The organism is Pseudomonas sp. NFACC25 (assembly GCF_900100935.1).
GTDB classification, from domain to species: Bacteria; Pseudomonadota; Gammaproteobacteria; order Pseudomonadales; family Pseudomonadaceae; genus Aquipseudomonas; species Aquipseudomonas marginalis.
This window is the reverse complement of sequence record NZ_FMUC01000003.1, coordinates 1-21,139: the sequence shown is the minus strand read 5'-3', so window position 1 is coordinate 21,139 and position 21,139 is coordinate 1. Positions and strand designations below refer to the sequence as shown.

20 protein-coding genes and 1 pseudogene are annotated in these 21,139 nt (G+C 60.0%); 6 read left to right on the top strand and 15 right to left on the bottom strand.

The genetic code is table 11. The features are described from left to right. Nucleotide 1: 1 nt before the first annotated feature. Both BLQ09_RS07735 and BLQ09_RS07730 read left to right on the top strand, forming a co-directional pair. Nucleotides 2–1,048, top strand: coding sequence for a calcium/sodium antiporter (locus tag BLQ09_RS07735; protein WP_092356117.1), 1,047 nt, complete (start codon nt 2–4; stop codon nt 1,046–1,048). Next, nucleotides 1,045–1,425, top strand: a complete 381-nt coding sequence (locus BLQ09_RS07730) for a carboxymuconolactone decarboxylase family protein (protein ID WP_065924306.1) — start codon at nt 1,045–1,047, stop codon at nt 1,423–1,425. Before BLQ09_RS07735 ends, BLQ09_RS07730 begins: the two co-directional genes overlap by 4 nt. On the opposite strand, the gene BLQ09_RS07725 is transcribed toward BLQ09_RS07730, so the two are convergent. From BLQ09_RS07725 to kdgD, 5 genes are all read right to left on the bottom strand, one after another. Continuing rightward, nucleotides 1,422–2,363: an AEC family transporter gene (locus BLQ09_RS07725; protein ID WP_027604833.1), complete on the bottom strand. Its 942-nt coding sequence runs from the start codon at nt 2,361–2,363 to the stop codon at nt 1,422–1,424. The two genes, BLQ09_RS07730 and BLQ09_RS07725, sit on opposite strands and share 4 nt — an antisense overlap. 164 nt (nt 2,364–2,527) lie before the next feature. Beyond that, nucleotides 2,528–4,081 (bottom strand): galactarate dehydratase, encoded by a 1,554-nt coding sequence (garD, locus tag BLQ09_RS07720; protein WP_092356114.1) that lies wholly within the window; start codon nt 4,079–4,081, stop codon nt 2,528–2,530. Nucleotides 4,082–4,092: 11 nt separating this feature from the next. Further along, nucleotides 4,093–5,457 (bottom strand): MFS transporter, encoded by a 1,365-nt coding sequence (locus BLQ09_RS07715; RefSeq protein WP_027604835.1) that lies wholly within the window; start codon nt 5,455–5,457, stop codon nt 4,093–4,095. Nucleotides 5,458–5,555: 98 nt separating this feature from the next. Next, a complete protein-coding gene (locus BLQ09_RS07710) occupies nt 5,556–7,001 on the bottom strand; it encodes an aldehyde dehydrogenase family protein (RefSeq protein WP_027604836.1) in 1,446 nt (481 codons plus the stop codon). 54 nt (nt 7,002–7,055) lie between these two features. Next, a complete protein-coding gene (gene kdgD, locus BLQ09_RS07705; RefSeq protein ID WP_027604837.1) occupies nt 7,056–7,967 on the bottom strand; it encodes a 5-dehydro-4-deoxyglucarate dehydratase in 912 nt (303 codons plus the stop codon). 242 nt (nt 7,968–8,209) lie between these two features. Between kdgD and BLQ09_RS07700 the strand changes: the two genes are divergently transcribed. Further along, nucleotides 8,210–9,364, top strand: coding sequence for a hypothetical protein (locus BLQ09_RS07700; protein ID WP_027604838.1), 1,155 nt, complete (start codon nt 8,210–8,212; stop codon nt 9,362–9,364). A gap of 185 nt (nt 9,365–9,549) precedes the next feature. Here the strand turns inward: BLQ09_RS07700 and BLQ09_RS07695 are convergent, their stop codons facing one another. After that, nucleotides 9,550–10,296, bottom strand: a complete 747-nt coding sequence (locus tag BLQ09_RS07695; RefSeq protein WP_027604839.1) for a FadR/GntR family transcriptional regulator — start codon at nt 10,294–10,296, stop codon at nt 9,550–9,552. 278 nt (nt 10,297–10,574) lie between these two features. On the opposite strand from BLQ09_RS07695, the gene BLQ09_RS07690 reads away from it, so the two are divergent. Next, nucleotides 10,575–12,164 (top strand): glucan 1,4-alpha-maltotetraohydrolase domain-containing protein, encoded by a 1,590-nt coding sequence (locus BLQ09_RS07690; RefSeq protein WP_092356111.1) that lies wholly within the window; start codon nt 10,575–10,577, stop codon nt 12,162–12,164. A 61-nt stretch (nt 12,165–12,225) separates the two neighbouring features. On the opposite strand, the gene BLQ09_RS07685 is transcribed toward BLQ09_RS07690, so the two are convergent. From BLQ09_RS07685 to rplM, 7 genes are all read right to left on the bottom strand, one after another. Beyond that, nucleotides 12,226–12,645 carry a ClpXP protease specificity-enhancing factor gene (locus BLQ09_RS07685; RefSeq protein ID WP_027604840.1) on the bottom strand — a complete coding sequence of 140 codons (420 nt, stop codon included), beginning with the start codon at nt 12,643–12,645 and terminating at the stop codon, nt 12,226–12,228. Nucleotides 12,646–12,662: 17 nt separating this feature from the next. Next, on the bottom strand, nt 12,663–13,280 hold the full coding sequence (locus BLQ09_RS07680; RefSeq protein WP_027604841.1) for a glutathione S-transferase N-terminal domain-containing protein: 618 nt from the start codon (nt 13,278–13,280) through the stop codon (nt 12,663–12,665). Nucleotides 13,281–13,428: 148 nt separating this feature from the next. Beyond that, on the bottom strand, nt 13,429–14,208 hold the full coding sequence (locus BLQ09_RS07675) for a cytochrome c1 (protein WP_027604842.1): 780 nt from the start codon (nt 14,206–14,208) through the stop codon (nt 13,429–13,431). Further along, complete coding sequence (locus tag BLQ09_RS07670; RefSeq protein ID WP_003171746.1) at nt 14,208–15,419, bottom strand: cytochrome b; 1,212 nt, start codon at nt 15,417–15,419, stop codon at nt 14,208–14,210. The genes BLQ09_RS07675 and BLQ09_RS07670 overlap by 1 nt, the downstream gene beginning before the upstream one ends. Beyond that, nucleotides 15,419–16,012, bottom strand: a complete 594-nt coding sequence (gene petA, locus BLQ09_RS07665) for a ubiquinol-cytochrome c reductase iron-sulfur subunit (RefSeq protein WP_027604843.1) — start codon at nt 16,010–16,012, stop codon at nt 15,419–15,421. Before petA ends, BLQ09_RS07670 begins: the two co-directional genes overlap by 1 nt. Before the next feature lie 266 nt (nt 16,013–16,278). Then, complete coding sequence (gene rpsI / locus BLQ09_RS07660) at nt 16,279–16,671, bottom strand: 30S ribosomal protein S9 (RefSeq protein WP_003171743.1); 393 nt, start codon at nt 16,669–16,671, stop codon at nt 16,279–16,281. A 14-nt stretch (nt 16,672–16,685) separates the two neighbouring features. Beyond that, complete coding sequence (rplM, locus tag BLQ09_RS07655; protein ID WP_003171742.1) at nt 16,686–17,114, bottom strand: 50S ribosomal protein L13; 429 nt, start codon at nt 17,112–17,114, stop codon at nt 16,686–16,688. A gap of 248 nt (nt 17,115–17,362) precedes the next feature. On the opposite strand from rplM, the gene BLQ09_RS07650 reads away from it, so the two are divergent. After that, nucleotides 17,363–18,403, top strand: coding sequence for an NADP(H)-dependent aldo-keto reductase (locus tag BLQ09_RS07650; protein ID WP_027604844.1), 1,041 nt, complete (start codon nt 17,363–17,365; stop codon nt 18,401–18,403). A gap of 60 nt (nt 18,404–18,463) precedes the next feature. Here BLQ09_RS07650 and BLQ09_RS07645 read toward each other — a convergent pair whose 3' ends face one another. Then, a complete protein-coding gene (locus BLQ09_RS07645) occupies nt 18,464–19,600 on the bottom strand; it encodes an acyl-CoA dehydrogenase family protein (RefSeq protein WP_027604845.1) in 1,137 nt (378 codons plus the stop codon). Nucleotides 19,601–19,820: 220 nt separating this feature from the next. Between BLQ09_RS07645 and BLQ09_RS07640 the strand changes: the two genes are divergently transcribed. Then, complete coding sequence (locus BLQ09_RS07640) at nt 19,821–20,741, top strand: GlxA family transcriptional regulator (protein ID WP_169899207.1); 921 nt, start codon at nt 19,821–19,823, stop codon at nt 20,739–20,741. A gap of 122 nt (nt 20,742–20,863) precedes the next feature. On the opposite strand, the pseudogene BLQ09_RS31405 reads toward BLQ09_RS07640, so the two are convergent. Next, nucleotides 20,864–21,139 (bottom strand): annotated as a pseudogene (locus BLQ09_RS31405) (IS481 family transposase); the annotation flags it as partial.

The following is a 21,139-nucleotide window of genomic DNA, read 5'->3' as shown; positions in this document are numbered from 1 at the left end:
ACTGGTCAGCGGCCTGGTGCTGCTGATCCTCGGCGCCGAAATCCTGGTGCGCGCCGCCGTGCGCCTGGCCGCCAGCCTCAAGGTGCGGCCGCTGATCATCGGCCTTACGATCGTCGCCTTCGGCAGCAGCGCGCCGCAGATGACCGTCAGCCTGCAGGCCACCCTGGCCGGCAATACCGACATTGCCGTGGGCAGCGTGATCGGCAGCAGCATCTTCAACATTCTCGTGACCCTGGGCCTGTCGGCGCTGATCATCCCCCTGCGCGTCTCGCGGCAGCTGGTGCGCGTGGATATTCCGGTGATGATCCTCGCCGGGCTGCTGGTGTTTACCCTGGCGGCCAATGAAGAACTGACGCCGGTCGATGGCCTGCTGCTGCTGATTGCCCTGCTGGCCTACCTCGGCGTGCTGCATTACCAGACCCGCCATTCGCGCCGCCCGCGCACCCTGGATACCGTCGCCCGGGCGCCCTGGCTGAGCAGTGTGCTGCAGATGCTGGGCGGGCTGTTGATCCTGGTGCTGGCCGGGCACTTGCTGCTCGGCGCGGCGGTGGATGTGGCGGCGGACCTGGGCCTCTCGGAGCGCATCATCGGCCTCACGCTGATCGGCGTCGGTACGTCGCTGCCCTGCCTGGCTACCTCACTGATTGCCGCCCTGCGCGGCCAGCGGGAAATTGCCGTGGGCAACGTGATCGGCAGCAACCTGTTCAACCTGCTGGGCGTATTGGGGCTGACCGCGCTGCTCGCGCCTTCACCGCTGTCGGTGTCGCCCAACGCCCTGGACTTCGACCTGCCGGTGATGCTCGGCGTGGTGGTGCTGTGCCTGCCGGTGTTTTATACCGGCTACCGCGTCACCCGCGCCGAAGGCCTGGTGCTGCTGGGCCTGTACCTGGCGTATGGGCTGCACGTGATGTCGTTCACCACCGGCATGCCCCTGGCCAACAAGCTTGAACAACTGATGCTGTATTACGTCCTGCCAGCGCTGGTGGCTTTCCTGTTGTTCAGCACGCTGCGAGCCTGGCGCCGCCAACACAAGAGGGAATCGCAATGACCGATCAGAAAAAGCCCGGGGTTGAAATGCGTCGCCAGGTGATGGGCGATGTGTTCGTCGATCGTGCCCTGGGCAACGCCACCGAATTCACCCAGCCGCTGCAGGACTTCGTCAACGAACATGCCTGGGGCAGCGTGTGGACCCGCGAAGGTTTGCCGCTGAAGACGCGCAGCCTGATTACCCTGGCCGCCCTCACCGCGCTCAAGTGCCCGCAGGAGCTCAAGGGCCACGTGCGCGGCGCGTTGAACAACGGCTGTACTGTGGAGGAAATTCGCGAAGCGCTGCTGCATTGCGCGGTGTATGCCGGCGTACCGGCGGCGATTGATGCGTTTCGGGCGGCGCAGGAAGTCATCGACACCTATCAGAAAGAAGGCTAGATCCAGCCCCCCGCCTGCAACACGAAAATCCCGATGTTCGTGGTCACTGCCGCCATCAGCGTGGTGATCACGATAATCGCCGCCGCCAGTTCATGATTGCCCTCGGCCGCCCTGGCCATCACGAAGCTCGCCGCAGCGGTCGGCGCACCGAAGTACAGGAACAGGATTCCCAACTCCGGCCCGCGAAAGCCCAACAGCCAAGCGCCCAGGGTCGCGACCACCGGCAGCCAGACCATCTTCATCAAGCTCGCGCTCAGCGCCATATTGCCGCTCTTGCGCAACGCCGCCAGGGACAGGGTGCCGCCAATGCAGATCAATGCCAGCGGCAAGGTGGTGTCCGCCAGGTACTGCATGGATTTTTCCAGCCAACCCGGCAGGCCAATCTGAAAATACGCGAACGGCGCCGCCACGATGACGCTGATGATCAGCGGATTGGCCACCACACTTTTGCAGATGCTCCATGGGTCGGACTTGATCACCGGGCTGTACACCGCCAGCACAATGGTCGACAGCGTGTTGTAGAACAGGATCACCAGCGCCGCGAGGATCGCGCCGAGGGAAATGCCGTAGTCGCCATACATGCTGGCCGCCAGGGCCAGGCCGATCACCCCGTTGTTGCCGCGAAACGCGCCCTGGGTGTAGATGCCCCGGTCTTCACGCTTGCAGCGAAAAATCGCCCAGCCCCAGGCCAGGGCAAAGCTCAGCAGCGTGGCCACGGCAAAATAGATCAGCAACCCCGGCTTGAGCGCCGAGTGCAGGTCGGCGTGGAGGATGCCGAGGAACAGCAGCGCCGGCATGGTGACGTTGAACACCAGGGACGAAGCCGTGTGGATAAAGTTGTCGTTGATCCAGTTGATGCGCTTGAGCAGCACACCCAGGAACAGCATGGCGAATACCGGCGCAGTGATGGTGAGGGTGGTGAGGAAAATTGCCAGCATGCCGGGGAGAACCTTGGTGAGCGTCGTCAGGTGGCTAATGATAAGCCATACAGCCCAACGGCGCCTGATAGACCGCTATCGGGGGCAAGCCCCCTCCCACACTTGAAAGTATTCACAATTCAAACTGTGGGAGGGGCTTGCCCCCGATGGCAGGCGACGCGGTCTCAGGTAATCGGCGCCGGGTTGAACAAGGTGATGTCGTTATGCAGCTTGTGATGCTCCGCCCAGGTCTGCTTCTTACCGCTGGCCACGTCCAGGTAGAAGTGGAACAACTCCCAGCCCAACTCCTCGATGGTCGCGCGCCCGGTGGCAATGCGCCCGGCGTCGATATCGATGAGGTCCGGCCAGCGCTGCGCCAGCTCCGTACGTGTCGAGACCTTCACCACCGGCGCCATCGCCAGCCCGTAAGGGGTGCCACGCCCGGTGGTGAACACATGCAGGTTCATCCCCGCCGCCAGTTGCAGGGTACCGCAGACAAAGTCACTGGCCGGCGTGGCGCAAAAGATCAGGCCCTTGCTTTTGAAGCGCTCGCCAGGGCCCAGCACGCCGTTGATCGCACTGCTGCCGGACTTGACGATGGAGCCCAGGGACTTCTCGACAATGTTCGACAGCCCGCCCTTCTTGTTGCCTGGCGTGGTGTTGGCGCTGCGATCGGCCTCACCCTTGGCCAGGTAGCGGTCGTACCAGTCCATTTCCCTGACCAACTCTTCGGCAACTTCCTTCGTCTCTGCGCGCGAAGTCAGCAGGTAAATGGCATCCCGCACTTCGGTGACTTCGGAAAACATCACCGTTGCCCCGGCCCGCAGCAACAGATCCGAGGCATAGCCCAGCGCCGGGTTGGCGGTGATGCCGGAAAACGCATCACTGCCGCCGCACTGCATGCCCAGGATCAACTCGGACGCCGGCACGGTTTCCCGGCGACGCTGGTCGAGCTTCTTCAGGCGCACTTCGGCCAGGTCCATGATCTGTTCGATCATTTCGGTAAAGCCGTGGCTGGAATCCTGCAACCGATACAGCCACGGCTCGCTGAGGTCGACGGAGCTGTCGTTGTCATGCATCACCTGCCCGGCCTGCAATTTCTCGCAGCCCAGGCTGATCACCAGGGCTTCGCCGCCCAGGTTCGGGTTGCGCGCCAGGTTACGCACGGTACGGATCGGGATGTAGGCATCCGTCGCGGTGATCGCCACCCCGCAGCCGTAGCTGTGGGTCAGCGCCACCACGTCATCGACGTGGGGGTACTTGGGCAGCAATTCGTCCTTGATGCGCTTGACCGCATGATCCAGCACGCCCGTCACGCACTGCACCGTGGTGGTGATGCCGAGGATATTGCGCGTGCCCACGGTACCGTCGGCGTTGCGATAGCCCTCGAAGGTAAACCCCTCCAACGGTGCCTGGGTTTCAGGCACCTCGGTGGACAGCGGCAAGCTGTCCAGCGGTGGCGCGGAGGGCATGCGCAGTTGATCTTCCTGGACCCAACTGCCGCGCGGAATCGGCGCCAGGGCGTAACCGATGGTCTGTCCGTAGCGAATAATCTGACCGCCTTCAGGGATGTCTTCCAGGGTCACTTTGTGGCTCTGGGGGATGAAATCCACGGTCACCAGGCCGTCCGGGAACTCGGTCCCGGCCGGTACGCCCTGGTCGTTGACCACGATCACTACGTTGTCGCGCTCGTGCAGGCGGATGGAGCGCGGCGAGTCGGCATGTTCAATCAACTGCATCACGGGGCCTCTCAGGAATGCGCTTCGGTTAGGTTGGTCAACTCAGGCCCCTTGCTTGGCGGCTCTTTGAGTACTACACGCTTGATCGGGCCGACGATGACCAGATAGCTGAACACCGCCACCAGCGCGTTGGCGCCGACAAACACCAGGGCCCACTTGAACGAGCCGGTGGTGCTGATGATGTAGCCGATGACAATCGGCGTGGTGATCGACGCGAGGTTACCGAAGGTGTTGAACAAGCCGCCACTGAGACCGGCGATTTGTTTCGGCGAGGTGTCGGACACCACCGCCCAGCCCAATGCGCCAACACCCTTGCCGAAGAAAGCCAAGGCCATGAAGCCCACCACCATCCATTCAACGTCTACATAGTTGCACGCGATGATGCTGCTGGAGACCAGCAGGCCGGCAATGATCGGCGCCTTGCGGGCGAACGTCAGCGAATGGCCTTTGCGCAGCAGGTAGTCGGAAATCACCCCGCCCAGCACGCCACCGATAAACCCGCAGATCGCCGGCAACGAGGCGATGAAACCGGCCTTGAGGATGGTCATGCCGCGGTCCTGCACCAGGTAAACCGGGAACCAGGTCAGGAAGAAGTAGGTGATGCCGTTGATGCAGTACTGGCCCAGGTACACGCCAAGCATCATGCGGTTGGTCAGCAACTGACGGATGTAATCCCACTTCGGACCGTCGGTTTTCTTACCCTTGCCCTTGTCCTGGTCCATATCGACCATCGCGCCATTGGCGGCGATGTGATTGAGCTCGGCTTCGTTGATCATCGGGTGCTGGCGCGGGCTGTGGATAACTTTCAGCCAGATCAGCGAGAACACGATGCCGATCACGCCCATCACGATAAACACGTGCTGCCAGCCGAAGCGGTAGACGATCCAGCCCATCAGCGGCGCGAACAACACCGTGGCGAAGTACTGCGCCGAGTTGAAGATCGCCGAGGCCGTACCGCGCTCGGCGGTCGGGAACCAGGCGGCGACAATGCGCGCGTTACCGGGGAAGGACGGCGCCTCGGCCAGGCCCACCATGAAGCGCAGCATGAACAGCGCAACCACTGCGGTGGAGACACCGAACTCACCGACGTAGCCTTGCAGCACGGTGAACAGTGACCAGGTGAAGATGCTCAGGGCGTAGACTTTTTTCGAGCCGAATCGGTCCAGCAGCCAGCCACCGGGGATTTGCCCGGCCACGTAGGCCCAACCGAATGCGGAGAAGATATAACCGAGGGTGACCGCGTCAATGCCGAGGTCTTTTTGCAGGCTGGAGCCCGCGATGGCGATGGTGGCCCGGTCGGCGTAGTTGATCGTGGTCACCAGGAACAGCATGAGCAGGATCAAATAGCGGACATGGGTCGGCTTGGTCGCTTGCATGTAGAAGTACTCCCACTAATTATTTTTTTTGCGGGTAATGGTTTTCTGTTTTTGTCGTGGGGACCGGCAGGCCTCCGGCCCCCACTGGGTGTTGCGTATTACGAACCGATGTAGCTGGTTTTCACCACGGTGTAGAACTCCTGCGCATAGCGACCCTGCTCCCGCGAGCCATAGGACGAGCCTTTACGCCCACCGAATGGAACGTGGTAATCCACACCTGCGGTCGGCAGGTTGACCATCACCATCCCCGCCTGGGAGTGGCGCTTGAAGTGGTTGGCGTACTTCAACGACGTGGTGGCAATGCCCGCCGACAAACCGAACTCGGTGTCGTTGGCCATGGCCAGTGCCGCCTCGTAGTCCGCCACGCGCACGACGTTGGCGACCGGGCCGAAGATCTCTTCACGGCTGATACGCATGGCGGCTTCGCTGTCGGCAAACAGCGTCGGCGCCAGGTAGTAGCCTTCGGTGTCGCAGGTGACCAGGCCGCCACCGCTCACCAGCCGCGCACCTTCGCTTTGGCCGATGTCGATGTACTTCATGTCCTGGTCCAGTTGGGCCTGGGAAACCACCGGGCCGATGTCGGTGCCGCTTTTGAGCGCGTGGCCGACCTTGATCGACTTCATGCGCTCGGCCATGGCCGCGACGAACTGGTCGTGGATACCGGCGGTGACGATCAGGCGGCTGGACGCCGTGCAACGCTGGCCGGTGGAGTAGAACGCGCTCTGTACCGACAGCTCGACGGCCTGCTTGAGATCGGCGTCGTCGAGAATGATCTGCGGGTTCTTGCCGCCCATTTCCAACTGCACTTTGGCTTGGCGCGATACGCAGCTGACAGCGATCTGGCGACCCACACCGACGGAACCGGTGAAGCTGATGCCGTCGACTTTCGGGCTGTTGACCAGCACATCGCCCACCACACGGCCGCTGCCCATTACCAGGTTGAACACGCCGGCAGGGAAACCGGCGCGGGAGATGATCTCCGCCAGGGCCCAGGCGCAGCCCGGTACCAGTTCAGCCGGTTTGATCACCACGCAGTTGCCGTAGGCCAGGGCCGGGGCGATTTTCCAGGCGGGAATCGCGATCGGAAAGTTCCACGGGGTGATCAGGCCGACCACGCCAAGGGCTTCACGGGTGACTTCCACATTGACGCCCGGGCGTACCGACGGCACGTAGTCGCCGGACAACCGCAGGCATTCACCGGCGAAGAACTTGAAGATGTTACCGGCGCGGGTCACTTCGCCGATGGCTTCCGGCAGGGTCTTGCCTTCTTCCCGGGCCAACAGGGTGCCGAGTTCTTCGCGACGGGCGAGGATTTCACTGCCGACTTTATCCAGGGCATCGTGGCGAGCCTGGATCCCGGAAGTGGACCAGGCCGGGAATGCGGCGCGGGCGGCGTCGATGGCGGCGTTAACCTGGGTGACGTCGGCCTTGGCGTATTCACCAATGACATCGGACAACTCCGACGGGTTGAGGTTGACGCAGTAATCGGCGCCGGCAACCCATTCACCGTTGATGTAGTTCTCAAAACGCTTTACTTGGGACACGAATCTTCTCCTGACGCAAAAGGCCGCTGATTGCTCAGCGGCCTTGTGGATAATTTATTGCGGACCTTGCTTGTCGATCAGCGCGGCCAGGGCTTCGTATTCTTCCGGCAGCAGATCGGTCAGCGGCGTGCGCACAGGGCCTGCGTCATAGCCGACGATTTTTGCACCCGCCTTGACGATGCTCACGGCATAACCGGCCTTGCGGTTACGGATGTCCAGGTACGGCAGGAAGAAGTCGTCGATGATCTTGGCGACGGTGGCGTGATCGTCCTTGGCAATGGCGTGGTAGAAATCCATCGCGGTTTTCGGGATGAAGTTGAACACCGCCGAGGAGTACACCGGTACGCCCAGGGCCTTGTAGGCAGCGGCGTAGACCTCCGCGGTCGGCAGGCCGCCGAGGTAGCTGAAACGATCACCCAGACGGCGGCGGATCGACACCATCAACTCGATGTCACCCAGGCCATCCTTGTAGCCGATCAGGTTCGGGCAGCGCTCGGCCAGGCGTTCCAGCAGCGGAGCGGTCAGGCGGCACACGTTGCGGTTGTAGACCACCACACCGATCTTGACTGATTTGCACACCGCTTCAACGTGGGCGGCAACCCCGTCCTGGCTGGCTTCGGTGAGGTAGTGCGGCAGCAGCAACAGGCCTTTGGCGCCCAGGCGCTCGGCTTCTTGCGCGTACTCGATGGCCTGGCGGGTCGAACCACCGACACCGGCGAGGATCGGCACGCTGGTGGCGCAGGTATCCACGGCGGTCTTGATCACTTGGGAATATTCGCTGGCGGCGAGGGAGAAAAACTCACCAGTGCCGCCCGCTGCGAACAAAGCAGTGGCGCCGTAAGGGGCCAGCCATTCCAGGCGCTTGATGTAGCCCGCCTGGTGGAAGTCACCCTGGGCATTGAAATCGGTCACCGGGAAAGACAGCAGACCGTGGGAGAGGATGGACTTCAGTTCTTGTGGATTCATTATTCGAACACCCTGGGCGAAGACTTTCTATTGAAAGGTTGTTGGTTTTGTTGATGTCGTACGTCATCGTACAACTATAAATAATTTCGTCAACTGCAATTCATCGGCGTTGTGCACTTGAGGGCGTTGAAAGGCTTGGGCAGCGCTGTTCTTGACGTAGGAAATTATTCCTCTATGCTCTGCATTGCTGTATATACATACAGCATTCAAGGAAGATTCCTACGACATAGCAAGGAGCTAACATGTCAGGTCCTGAACTCGCAGCACCCGCAAAAAAACCGCCTACCCTGCGCTTCGAAGGCGGTGAACACACCGCCATCGGCGACGATACGCTGTTGCGCTTCAGCAAGGACGCCCCGGCAATCCCCGCGCGGCAAGTCGAACTGCACCTGCCCAACGGGCTGGCACTCACCTACGGCCAAGTGATCGCCCTGGGCGGTGATTTTTATGGCATCCCCGGCCAGCCCATCAACGAAGGCACCTCACCTGCCGATCGTATGCAGCGTTTCAGCGCCGCGTTCAACTCACTGGCCGTGCTGCCGGCCTCGCGGGACGAAGCGCCGAAGATCCTGGCGGTGATGCAAAAAGAGATCAACGCGGTCAACCAGGCGATCAAGGACGGCAAGCAAGCCCATGAAGCCTATGATGCCCTGGGTGATACGTTGTCCGAGGAATGGAACCGCATCACCGGTGGCGGCAGCGCGGTGTCGGCACTGATCCCACTGGGGCGTTACCTGAAACTGGCGGCGGACAACGCCGACCACTTCGGCGAATGGGCGCTGGCAGCCTACCTGGCGGGGCATGCAGCCGCCTTGCAACAGGCCGTGGTGGCCCACCAGACCGGTACCGATCAGGCATTGGAGCTGGCCTACGCCATGAACGGCTTTGCCGATCACTTCTTGACCGATCTATTTTCTGCCGGCCACCTGCGCGTGCCGCGCAAACAGCTGGCGGCGGTCGTCACTCCGGGCGAACTGGGCTCGCTGATCAGCCGCTTCATGCACGATGAAGACAGCAAGTTCGGGCTCAAGGTGCGCAATGCCGTGGGTGACGAGTGGCATGCCTATGGCGACAAACGCTATTTCGACAGTCTCGACGCAGCCAATCGGGCACAGGTCAAACGCGCCGTTCAGGCATCCGCTGATGAGATCTTCGAAACCTTCATCAGTGGCGTTGCGCCCTCCCCGGCCAACTTCAAGGCACCGCTGTATGTGCCGGATCTGAATGCCGCGCAGAACCCGGCGAATAACTTCTCGCCATTGTTCAAGATGGAGGGCGACAAGGTGCTGCGACGCAAGGACGTGAATGACCTCAACGACAAGCACTGGACCAATGATTGGTGGGGGTGGAGTACGTATTTGTTGCTTAAGGATTACAAGCCGAATACCCCGGCTTGAGCGGTACCGCCTGTCGATACTGTGAGCTCTAACAGTTATGTACCGTTCATCAAGGGCGGATAACACACCTCAGGGGCTTAGGCATTGGCTCCTGAGGCGAACACTGGACTCGTTAGCGTCCTACATCCAATCAATGCAAACGTCATAGAAAAACGCTGGACAGCACATGAGCCACCTGCTGACGATCAGCCTGCCCTTTCAGCCTCTTCATGGGCATGGCGCAGCCGCTCACGGCTATTGGTCAGGTGCAAACGCATCGCAGCCCGCGCCGCATCCGAATCCTGGCGGGCAATCGCCTCATAAATCTCTTCGTGTTCGCGGCTCAGGCGTCCCATGTAGTGCTGGTGGTCATCATGGGCCAGGCGTGCCGAGTTCAGGCGCGTACGCGGGATGATGCTGGTGCCCAGGTGGGTCATGATGTCGGTGAAGTAGCGGTTGCCGGTGGACAACGCAATTTCCAGGTGGAATGCGAAGTCCGAGGCCACCGCATCACCGGCGTGCGCCGCGCTTTCATTCAGGGCATCGAGGGCCGCGCGCATGGCGGCCAGCTGTTCATCGCTACGGCGCAGTGCGGCCAGCCCGGCGGATTCCACTTCAAGGCTGATACGCAGTTCGAGAATCGCCAGCACATCACGCAGGGTCACTACGGTGGCCGGATCGATGCGAAAGCCGCTCGGGCTCGGCGTGTCGAGCACAAAGGTGCCGATACCATGACGGGTTTCCACCTGCCCCGCCGCCTGCAAGCGGGAGATGGCCTCGCGGACCACGGTGCGGCTGACGCCATGGGCGTCCATGATCGCCGATTCGGTGGGCAGCTTGTCGCCACGTTTGAGTTGACCATCACGGATCTGCTCGGACAGCACCGTGACCAATTCCTGGGCAAGGCTGCGGCGCTTGCGGGGAAGACGAGGGGCGGTGCTGGCGTTTTCCATGTGGAATCATCTATCTCGGTGGACTAAAACAGCATCATAGCCCATGGCGGTTGTACGATCACCGTTTGTACCGCACTTTCATGTACAAGCGGGCAGCTTTCAGCTCCGGCTGTATAGGGCTCCCGTGAAAAGGGGGTTCAAATTCGAACATAACGCGTGGCTACTTCACGCCTGGGTCTTAGTGCCAAACGTTCTCGCGCACCTGACAATTATGACAGCAGACGGTTTTCCATCCCCGTAGCAGAGTAAAGCCTGTTCCAGCAAACAGGTGCCGGGTGATGAAACGCACAGGCTGGTATTGCACAACGATTGTCTGGCTGCTGGCATGCGCCGTCCACGCTGCACCGCCGAGCGTGCGCAATGGCGGTGGAGAAGACATCCTGCTGCAGGGTTTCCACTGGAACTCCAGCCGCAATGCCCCGCAGAAATGGTATGAGGTGCTGGCACAAATGGCCCCCACTATCGGCCAGGACGGCTTCACCAAAATCTGGCTGCCGCCCGCCTGGAGCGATCAATCCAGTTGGAGCGACGCGACGTCGGGAACGTCGGGCGGCGGTGAAGGCTACTTCTGGAGCGACTTCGACAAGAACAGCCAGTACGGCAGCGACAGCCAGCTCAAACAGGCGGTCGCCGCCTTGGCAGGTGCCGGCGTGCAAGCGATATACGACGTGGTGCCCAACCATATGAACGACAAGCTGCCAGGTAAACAGATACGCTTTCCCAGGGGGCTCAAGCTGTGGCGCGATGACTGCACAGCACCCGTGGTCTGTGATGAGGGCGACGCGTTCATGAGCGGCTCGGCCGACCTCAACACAAGCAACTCGGAAGTCTCGCAGCGCTTCATGCAGGAATTCAGGAACCTGCGGGACAACTACAGCGCCAAAGGCTTGCGCTTCGATTTTGTGCGCGGCTACGCGCCGGAGCGGGTCGATGTGTGGATGAAAAACTTGGGTGACCAAGCATTCTGCGTCGGCGAGTTGTGGAAAGGCCCCGGCGAGTATCCGGCGAACGACTGGCGCAGCCAGGCCAGTTGGCAGGATGCGTTGAAGGACTGGTCGGATCGGTCCCACTGCAGCGTGTTCGATTTTGCCCTCAAGGAGCGCATGCAAAATGGCAGCTTGGCCGAGTGGCGTCATGGCTTGAATGGCAATCCCGAACCGGCATGGCGGCAGGTCGCGGTGACCTTTGTCGACAACCACGACACCGGTTATTCGCCAGGGCAATACGGCGGGCAGCATCATTGGCCCCTTGCCGACCCGCAACGCAATATCGCCTATGCCTATATCCTGCTGAGCCCGGGTACGCCGACTGTGTATTGGCCCGACATGTACGACTGGGGCCGGGGCGACCTGATCCGCGAGCTGATCAGCCTGCGCAAGGACGCCGGCATCAGGGCCGATTCACCCATCAGTTTCCAGACCCACTATTCCGGATTGGTGGCCGCCATCCAAGGCAGCCGCAAGCGCCTGCTGATCGCCTTGGACTCCGACCTTTCCAAGGTGCCTGACGGCTTCAGCCCTGCCCTGTTTGCGGACGGGCAGCGCATCCGCTCGTGGCAGGCCGCCCCGGCACCTTCCGACACCACGACCACCCTGCACTGCGACAACGCCAGGCCGGAGCTCGGCCAGGCAGTCTACGCAGTGGGGTCGCCTATCGAACTCGGCGCCTGGGACCCGGCCCACGCTATCGCACTGCAATCCGGCGCATCCAATCGCTGGAGCGGCACTGTCGTGTGGCCCACACAGCAACACATCAAATGGAAATGCCTGATCCGCAGCCTGAGCAATGTCAACGAGGTCTACTGGCAAGGCGGCGTCGACAATCAGTTCACCACGGGAGCCGCCAGCGAAACAGCGGGGAGTTTTTGACAAAAAAATGCCCCGGCAGAGCCGAGGCATTTTTTAACGCAGGCCCGAAGACTTACGCACTTTACTTCACCACTTTCAGGCTCGGCCGACCGCTTGGACGCGGTGGCTCGGTATCCGGTGGCGGCACATCATCGCCATCTTCCTCTTCAATCACTTCGTCGTCCTCGAAAGGCGACTCCAGATCGAACACCATGCCTTGGCCGTTCTCCCGGGCATAGATGCCGAGGATAGCGCCAATCGGCACGAACAGCGTATGCGGCACACCACCGAAGCGCCCTTCGAAGCTGACCGCTTCATTGTCCATGTGCAGGTGGCGCACGGCGCTGGGTGATACGTTCAACACAATCTGCCCGTCACTGGCAAAACCCTGCGGTACCTGAACCGCAGGAAATTCGGAATTGACCAGCATGTGCGGGGTGCAATCGTTATCCACAATCCACTCATAGAGCGCGCGGACCAGGTAAGGTCGACTGGAGTTCATCAACGGCTCCTTAAGCCTTAGCGCATATCGCGTTCGACACCAGACAGACTTGCCTGGAAAGCCTCACGCGCAAACTGGCGCTCCATGTAATCAAGCAACGGCTTGGCAGGCCGTGGCAGTTCAATGCCCAGAATCGGCAAGCGCCAGAGTATGGGTAATAGGCAGCAATCCACCAAGCTTTGTTCCTCGCTGAGGAAAAAAGGTTTATCGGCGAACAACGGCGAAACACCGGTCAGGCTCTCGCGCAATTCCTTGCGCGCCTGCACCCGAGCGGCTTCTTTGCTGCGGGTATCCAGGATCAAATCCACCAGCCCGCACCAATCTCGCTGGATCCGATGGATCAGCAGGCGGCTGTTGGCACGGGCCACCGGATACACCGGCAGCAAAGGCGGATGCGGGTAACGCTCATCCAGATATTCCATCACCACGGTTGACTCCCACAACGCCAGGTCACGATCGACCAGGGTGGGCAAGCTGCCGTAAGGGTTCACTTCGATCAGTTTCGGCGGATGACGACCCACCTCCACACTGATGATCTCGGCGCTGACACCCTTCTCTGCGAGTACGATGCGTACTCGGTGGGAATAGTGGTCGGCGGGGTCGGAGTAACAGGCCAACCGATTGGTCACGCCCATGGCGGTCCTCCTCGCTTGTTGAAATTATGGAAAGCTCAAAAACGAGCGCGCCCAGAAAGCATCTCTGCAGCCTCTGGAAAGTCCAGGTCGCTACGGGTTAGAGATGCCGCTGGGCGCGCAAGATTAACAGCAATTGCTTACGGTTGGATCAATGCACATCCTTCCAGTATTCGCGTTTAAGCAGATAAGCGAATACGAAGAAGAAAGCCAGGTACAGCAAGACATACGTCCCGATGCGCTGGTGTTGCAGTTTGACCGGGTTGGCCGAATAGGCCAGGAAGGTCACCAGATTCTTGACCTTCTCGTCAAACTGCTCGTCAGTCAACGAACCAGGGGTTTCTATCTTCAGTTGATCGCACGCTTCATGGGTCAAAGGCGTCCCGGTCAACGGATCATATTGCTTCTTGCCGTCTTCGACGACCTGAACCTGCTTGCATCCTACCACTTGCTTGCCTTGCAGGCCGACCAGAACGTTAGGCATGCCGACGTTCGGGAACACACGGTTGTTCACGCCATAAGGGCGCGCCGGGTCCTCGTAGAAGGATTTCAGGTAGCCGTAGAGCCAGTCGGTGCCGCGTACACGTGCCACCAGAGTCAGGTCAGGCGGTGCTGCACCGAACCAGGTCTTGGCGTCGGCAGGCTTCATGCCGATATTCATGTGGTCGCCGATCTTGGCACCGGTGAACACCAGCTTCTCCAGCATCATTTCATGGGGGATACCGAGGTCATCGGCCACCCGCTCGTAACGCTGGAACTTGGCGCTGTGGCAGCCCATGCAGTAGTTGGCGAACGTACGCGCGCCGTCTTGCATAGCCGCCTTGTCAGACACGTCGATATCGACTTTTTCCAGTTCCGGGCCGCCGTGCTCGGCAGCGAAGGACAGTAGCGGCAGCGCCGCAAGCATCAATGCAACGAATAATTTTTTCATCAGCCAGTCACCCTTTCCGGAACCGGTTTGGTCTTCTCGAGCCGGGTGTAGAACGGCATCAGAATGAAGTAGGCGAAGTACAGGAAGGTGCAGACCTGCGACAGCAGCGTACGCTCCGGGGTCGGCGCCAATACGCCCAACACGCCCAGAATCACGAATGCAATGCAGAACACCCACAGCCAGATTTTGCTCAGCCAGCCTTTGTAGCGCATGGACTTGACCGGGCTTCGGTCGAGCCACGGCAACACGAACAGCACCGCAATGGCCGCGCCCATGGCGATGACGCCCATGAGTTTGTCGGGGATCGCCCGCAAGATCGCGTAGAACGGCGTGAAGTACCAGACCGGGGCAATGTGCTCAGGTGTCTTGAAGGCGTTCGCCTGTTCGAAGTTAGGCTTCTCGAGGAAATAACCACCCATCTCCGGGAAAAAGAACACGATCGAGCAGAACACGAAGAGGAACACGACCACGCCGACAATGTCTTTCACGGTGTAGTACGGGTGGAACGGGATGCCATCCAGCGGGATGCCGTTCTCGTCCTTGTGCTTCTTGATGTCAACGCCGTCCGGGTTGTTGGAACCCACTTCGTGCAGCGCCAGGATGTGCAGCACCACCAGGCCCAGGATCACGATGGGCAGCGCCACGACATGCAGGGCGAAGAAGCGGTTCAGGGTGATACCGGAGATCAGGTAGTCACCGCGGATCCACTGGGTCAGGTCGTTGCCGATGACCGGGATCGCACCGAACAGCGAGATGATCACCTGGGCGCCCCAGTACGACATCTGGCCCCATGGCAGCAGGTAGCCCATGAAGGCTTCTGCCATCAGCGCCAGGTAGATCAGCATGCCGAACACCCACACCAGCTCGCGGGGCTTCTGGTACGAACCGTAGAGCAAACCACGGAACATGTGCAGGTAGACCACGATAAAGAACGCTGAAGCGCCGGTGGAGTGCAGCAGACGCAGGATCGAGCCGTACTCGACGTCACGCATGATGTATTCGACGGAAGCAAACGCCTCCTCCGCCGACGGGGTGTAGCTCATCGTCAGCCAGACACCGGTGACGATCTGGTTGACCAGCACCAGCAGTGCCAGGGAGCCAAAGAAGTAGAAGAAGTTGAAGTTCTTCGGGGCGTAATACTTGCTGAGATGGTCTTCCCACATTTTAGTAGCGGGGAAGCGTGCATCGACCCAATCCATGAACTTGCTCATCACGCGTTCTCCTTATCGAGGCCAATGACAATGAGGTCGTCAGTTTCGTAGGTATGCGGAGGCACGGGCAGGTTCAAGGGAGCGGGCTGGGACTTGTAGACGCGACCCGCCAGATCGTAGTGGGAGCCGTGGCAGGGGCAGAAATAACCACCGACCCAGTCTTTCCCCAGATCGACTGGGGCAACTTCCGGGCGGAAAGTGGGTGAGCATCCCAAGTGGGTACACAGGCCGACCAGCAGCAGAATCTCTGGCTTGATCGAACGTGCTTCGTTTTTGGCGTAGGCGGGTTGGTCGGATTTCTCAGATTTGGGGTCAGACAACTGGCCTTCGATCTTTTTCAGATTTCCCAGGATTTCCTCCGTACGACGAACAATGAATACCGGCTGGCCGCGCCACTCAGCAATCATCTGCTGGCCTGGTTCGATCTTGCTGATATTCACCTTCACCGGTGCACCTGCGGCTTTCGCCTTGGCACTGGGAAACCATGACCCCACGAACGGGACCGCAGCCCCCACCGCTCCTGCAGCACCCACCACGGATGTGGCTGCTACCAAGAAGCGACGCCGGCCTGCATTCACGCCGTCATTGCTCATTCAGTCCTCTCCCATCAGCTTTTTGGCCTGTTAAATCAGGCGTCTACTAAGTATTAAATCTGAACTTATAAAAATTTTGCCGAATGGTAATGAAAAGCCCCACGTCTGACAAGGGAATTGCCCGGGGCTCCGCCTCCAGGCCTTGTAGTATAGGGGGTCTACGGATGTGGCAAGTTGTCACGGTGAAAAATGTGCATAAATCGCAGGCAATAAAAAACGCCCAGCTCCGTAAGGAGGCTGGGCGTTTTTGTGGAACGTAAAGCGAATTAACGCTTCGAGTACTGCGGACGCTTACGCGCTTTACGCAGACCGACTTTCTTACGTTCAACTTCACGGGCATCACGAGTCACGAAGCCAGCTTTGCGCAGAGCGCCACGCAGGGTTTCGTCGTACTGCATCAGAGCGCGAGTGATACCGTGGCGGATTGCGCCAGCTTGACCACTTACACCGCCACCGATAACGGTGACGTAGATGTCGAACTTTTCAACAGTCTCGGTCAATTCCAGCGGCTGACGAACTACCATGCGGGCAGTTTCGCGACCGAAGAAGTTATCCAGAGTGCGGTTGTTGATCGAGATGTTACCAGTGCCCGGACGCAGGAAAACGCGTGCGGTTGCGGTTTTGCGACGGCCAGTGCCGTAATTTTGAGTCGCCGACATAATGAACTATTCCGTTAAAACTTCAGTTCTTGGGGCTGCTGAGCAGCATGAGGGTGTACAGCGCCCGCATAGACTTTCAGCTTGCGAAACATATCGCGACCCAGTGGGCCCTTCGGCAGCATGCCTTTGACCGCGATTTCGATCGGGGCTTCAGGCTTCTTGGAGATCAGGCCTTCAAAGTTGGAAGACTTGATACCGCCTGGGAAACCGGAGTGACGGTAGTACATTTTGTCTTGCGCTTTGTTGCCGGTAACACGTACCTGCTCAGCGTTGATGATCACGATGTAGTCACCGGTGTCAACGTGAGGGGTGTACTCAGGCTTGTGCTTGCCACGCAGACGGCTGGCGACTTCAGTGGCCAGACGACCCAGGGTCTGACCAGCGGCGTCGACGACAAACCAGTCGCGCTGAACTGTTTCCGGTTTTGCAGTAAAAGTTGTCATTCTTTAATAGCCTCAGGGGCCGCCCTGTAAATTAGACGGCGGATCTTACTGAATAGTGCTTACTTTGACAAGTCAAAGGCAGCCGGATACAGACGCTATCGGGGGCTCGGGTCGGCGCGTCCGTTCAACGGCAAGATTCTTCGGCAGGCGGCGCATCACTTCCACTGCAGAAAGAGGTGGGCAATTATGCAGATTGCGAAAAAAAATTCAACCTGCTTTTATGATTGTTTTCCCTGAAGGAGTACCCGATGGATTATCGACAGCTGGGCCGAACGGATCTGAACGTGAGCGCGATAGCCCTGGGCACCATGACCTGGGGCGAGCAGAACAGCGAGGCAGAGGCCTTCGCGCAGATCGAACGGGCCAAGGCGGCGGGGATCAACTTCCTCGACACCGCAGAAATGTACCCGGTGCCGCCCAAGGCCGACACCTATGCCACCACCGAGCGTTACATCGGTAATTACTTCAAAAGCCGCGGCGACCGTGGCGACTGGATCCTCGCCAGCAAGATCGCCGGCCCCGGCAACACCATCGACTACATCCGCGACGGCCACCTGCGCCACAACCGCAAGCACATCGTCGAGGCACTGGACGCCAGCCTCAAGCGCCTGCAAACCGACTGGATCGACCTCTACCAGTTGCACTGGCCGGAGCGCAGCACCAACTTCTTCGGCCAACTGAGCTACAAGCACAAGGACGAAGACGACCTGACCCCGCTGGAGGAAACCCTCGAAGCCCTGGACGAGCAGGTCAAGGCCGGCAAGATCCGCCATATCGGCCTGTCCAATGAAACCCCGTGGGGCACCATGAAATTCCTGGCCCTGGCCGAAGCCCGTGGCTGGCCCCGCGCGGTATCGATCCAGAACCCCTACAACCTGCTCAACCGCAGCTTTGAAGTGGGCCTGGCCGAAGTGGCCATCCGTGAGCAATGCGGCCTGCTGGCTTACTCGCCCCTGGCGTTCGGCATGCTCAGCGGCAAGTACGAAGGTGGCGCACGCCCGGCCAAGGCGCGCCTGACCGAGTACAGCCGTTTCAGCCGCTACTTCAACCCGCAGTCGGAGGCGGCGTGCAGCCGTTACGTGGCACTGGCGCGGGAGCATGGCCTGGATCCGGCGCAGATGGCGTTGGCGTTTGTGACCCAACAACCGTTCGTGACCAGCAACATTATTGGCGCCACGAACCTGGAGCAACTGGACAGCAACATCGCCAGTGCTGATCTGAAACTGTCGAAAGAGGTGCTGGAAGGGATTGAGGCGATTCAGAAGGATCATCCGAATCCGGCGCCTTGATTGATCTGTAGACCGCTATCGGGGGCTTGCCCCCGATGACGCACTCAAGACCAGCAAAAATCAAAGCGCCCGCGCAATGATCTCCTTCATGATCTCGTTGGTCCCCGCATAAATCCGCTGCACCCGCGCATCCGCCCACGCCCGCGCAATCGGGTATTCCCACATGAAGCCGTAGCCGCCGTGCAACTGCACGCACTCATCCAGCACCTTGCATTGCAGGTCCGTGGCCCAGTACTTGGCCATCGCGGCAGTGGGCACATCCAGCTTGCCTTCCAGGTGCAGCGCCATGCATTTGTCGACGAATACGCGGCCGATCTGAATCTCCGTGGCCATCTCCGCCAGCTTGAAACGGGTGTTCTGGAAGTCGGCAATCGCCTTGCCGAACGCCTTGCGCTCACGGGTGTATTCCAGGGTCCACTGCAACGCCGCCTCGGCAGACGACAGCGCGCCAATCGCGACAGTCAGACGCTCCTGGGGCAATTCCTGCATCAGGTAGGCGAAGCCCATGCCGGCCTGGCCCAGCAGGTTTTCCTTGGGCACCCGCACGTCCTGGAAGAACAGCTCCGAGGTGTCCTGGGCCTTCATGCCGACCTTCTCCAGGCGCTTGCCCTTGGCGAAGCCGGGCGTATCAGCCTCCACCAGAAACAGGCTGGTGCCCTTGGCACCGGCCTTGGGATCGGTCTTGGCGACCACGATCACCAGCTCAGCCAGGAACCCGTTGGTGATAAAGGTCTTGGAGCCATTGATCACGTACTCATCACCGTCCAGCACGGCGGTGGTCTTGACCCCTTGCAAGTCGGACCCGGCACCCGGCTCGGTCATGGCGATGGCCGTGACTGTCTCGCCAGAGATCAACTTGGGCAGGTACTTGTGCTTCAGCGCTTCACTGCCGTAATGCAGGATGTAGGGCGCGACAATGTCCGAATGCAGGGAAAAGCCGATGCCAGTCAGGCCCAAGCGACTGATCTCTTCGATCACTACCGCGCTGTAGAGAAAGTCCGCGCCCAGCCCGCCGTACTCCTCCGGCAGATGGGAACACAACATCCCCGCCTCCCCCGCCTTGTTCCACAGGTTACGGTCGATGTAGCCCTGCTTCTCCCATTGCCCGTGAAACGGTGCAGCGTCTTTTTCAAGAAAGGTGCGCACGCTCTGGCGGAAGAGTTCGTGCTCCGGGCTGAACAAGGTTCTCGGAATCATGGGTCACCTGCGTGGATTGTCGGACAAGGAGGAACCCACAGAGCCTATGCCCCGATGGCGTCACAGGACACTGGACACATGCGACAAAAAATAAGACGATCCAGCCGTCTGGTGACCACTTTCCCCTATAAGAATAAATGAAATTATGTCTAACCAAATCTCCACGCCATTGCGGCGCGTCAGCATTTTGGCCATTGATCGGGTATTCGCTTCAACCCTGATGCAAGCCAAGGATTTCTTCCATCTCGCCAGCCTGCGTTATGGCAAACAACAAGGCCTGGGCCTGACCCCAGCGTTCGAAACACGCCTGGTGAGCCCCGACGGAAAATCGGTGCGCAGTTTCAGTGACGTGATCATGCCGGTGGACGGCGGCCTGGAAGACGCCGACATCATCGTGCTACCGGCCTTCTGGGATGACTTCGATGCCCTGTGCGCGCGCTACCCGCAAGTGCTGCCGTGGCTGCGCGAACAGCATGCACGGGGCGCGGTACTCTGCGGCGAAGCCACCGGGGTGTTCTGGCTGGCCGAAGCCGGCCTGCTCGATGGCAAGGAGGCGACCACCTACTGGCGTTTCTTCAACGCGTTCGGCGAACGCTTCCCCAAGGTCCAGCTCAACCAGGACAAGCACCTCACCGACGCCGACAACCTGTATTGCGCCGGCGGCACCACCTCGGCGTGCGACCTGTATATCTACCTGATCGAACGCTTCTGCGGCGCCAACATCGCCCAGGCCGTGGCCCGCGACATCCTCTACGAAGTGCAGCGCAGCTACTCGCCGGGACGTATCGGTTTTGGCGGGCAGAAGCTGCATCAGGACGTGATCATCCTGCAGATCCAGCATTGGCTCGAGGAGCACTTCGCCGACAAATTCCGCTTCGAAGACGTCGCCCGGGAACACGGCATGAGCATCCGCAACTTCATGCGCCGCTTCCAGACCGCCACCGGCGACAAGCCGCTGCACTACCTGCAACGGCTGCGTATCGAGACGGCCAAGGGCCTGCTCTCGGGCAGCCGCAAGAGCATCAAGACCATCAGTTATGAGGTGGGTTATGACGATGCGAGTTTCTTTGCGCGGTTGTTTCGCCAACACACCGAGTTATCGCCGAACCAATACCGCCAGCAATTCCAACAGGCTGCGTAAGCAAATGTGGGAGGGGGCTTGCTCCCGATAGCGGTGGATCAGTCATTGCTTTTTTTGCTGACATACCGCTATCGGGGTGTAGAACCGTAGACATCGTTTACATCTGAAACCGGGGACATCGTTTACACATTTGAGGCCTGGACGCGGGTCATACCTCGTCCAAGCCTCCCCAAGGGATAATCACACAGGTACAAATCCCAAGCATCATCTTCAGCTTCTTTGAGCCCTATCCTTTCCCCGGACAGCGCCTCGCTGATAAATACCAACTTGCCGTTCCACTTGATCGATCCGTCCTGCCTGACGCTTCGAACTTTCATTTCTGCCGGATATTCCACATCGGGCAAGCACCCTGGATAAATTCGGGTGGACGGCACATACAAGTCTCCCGGACTTTTCAT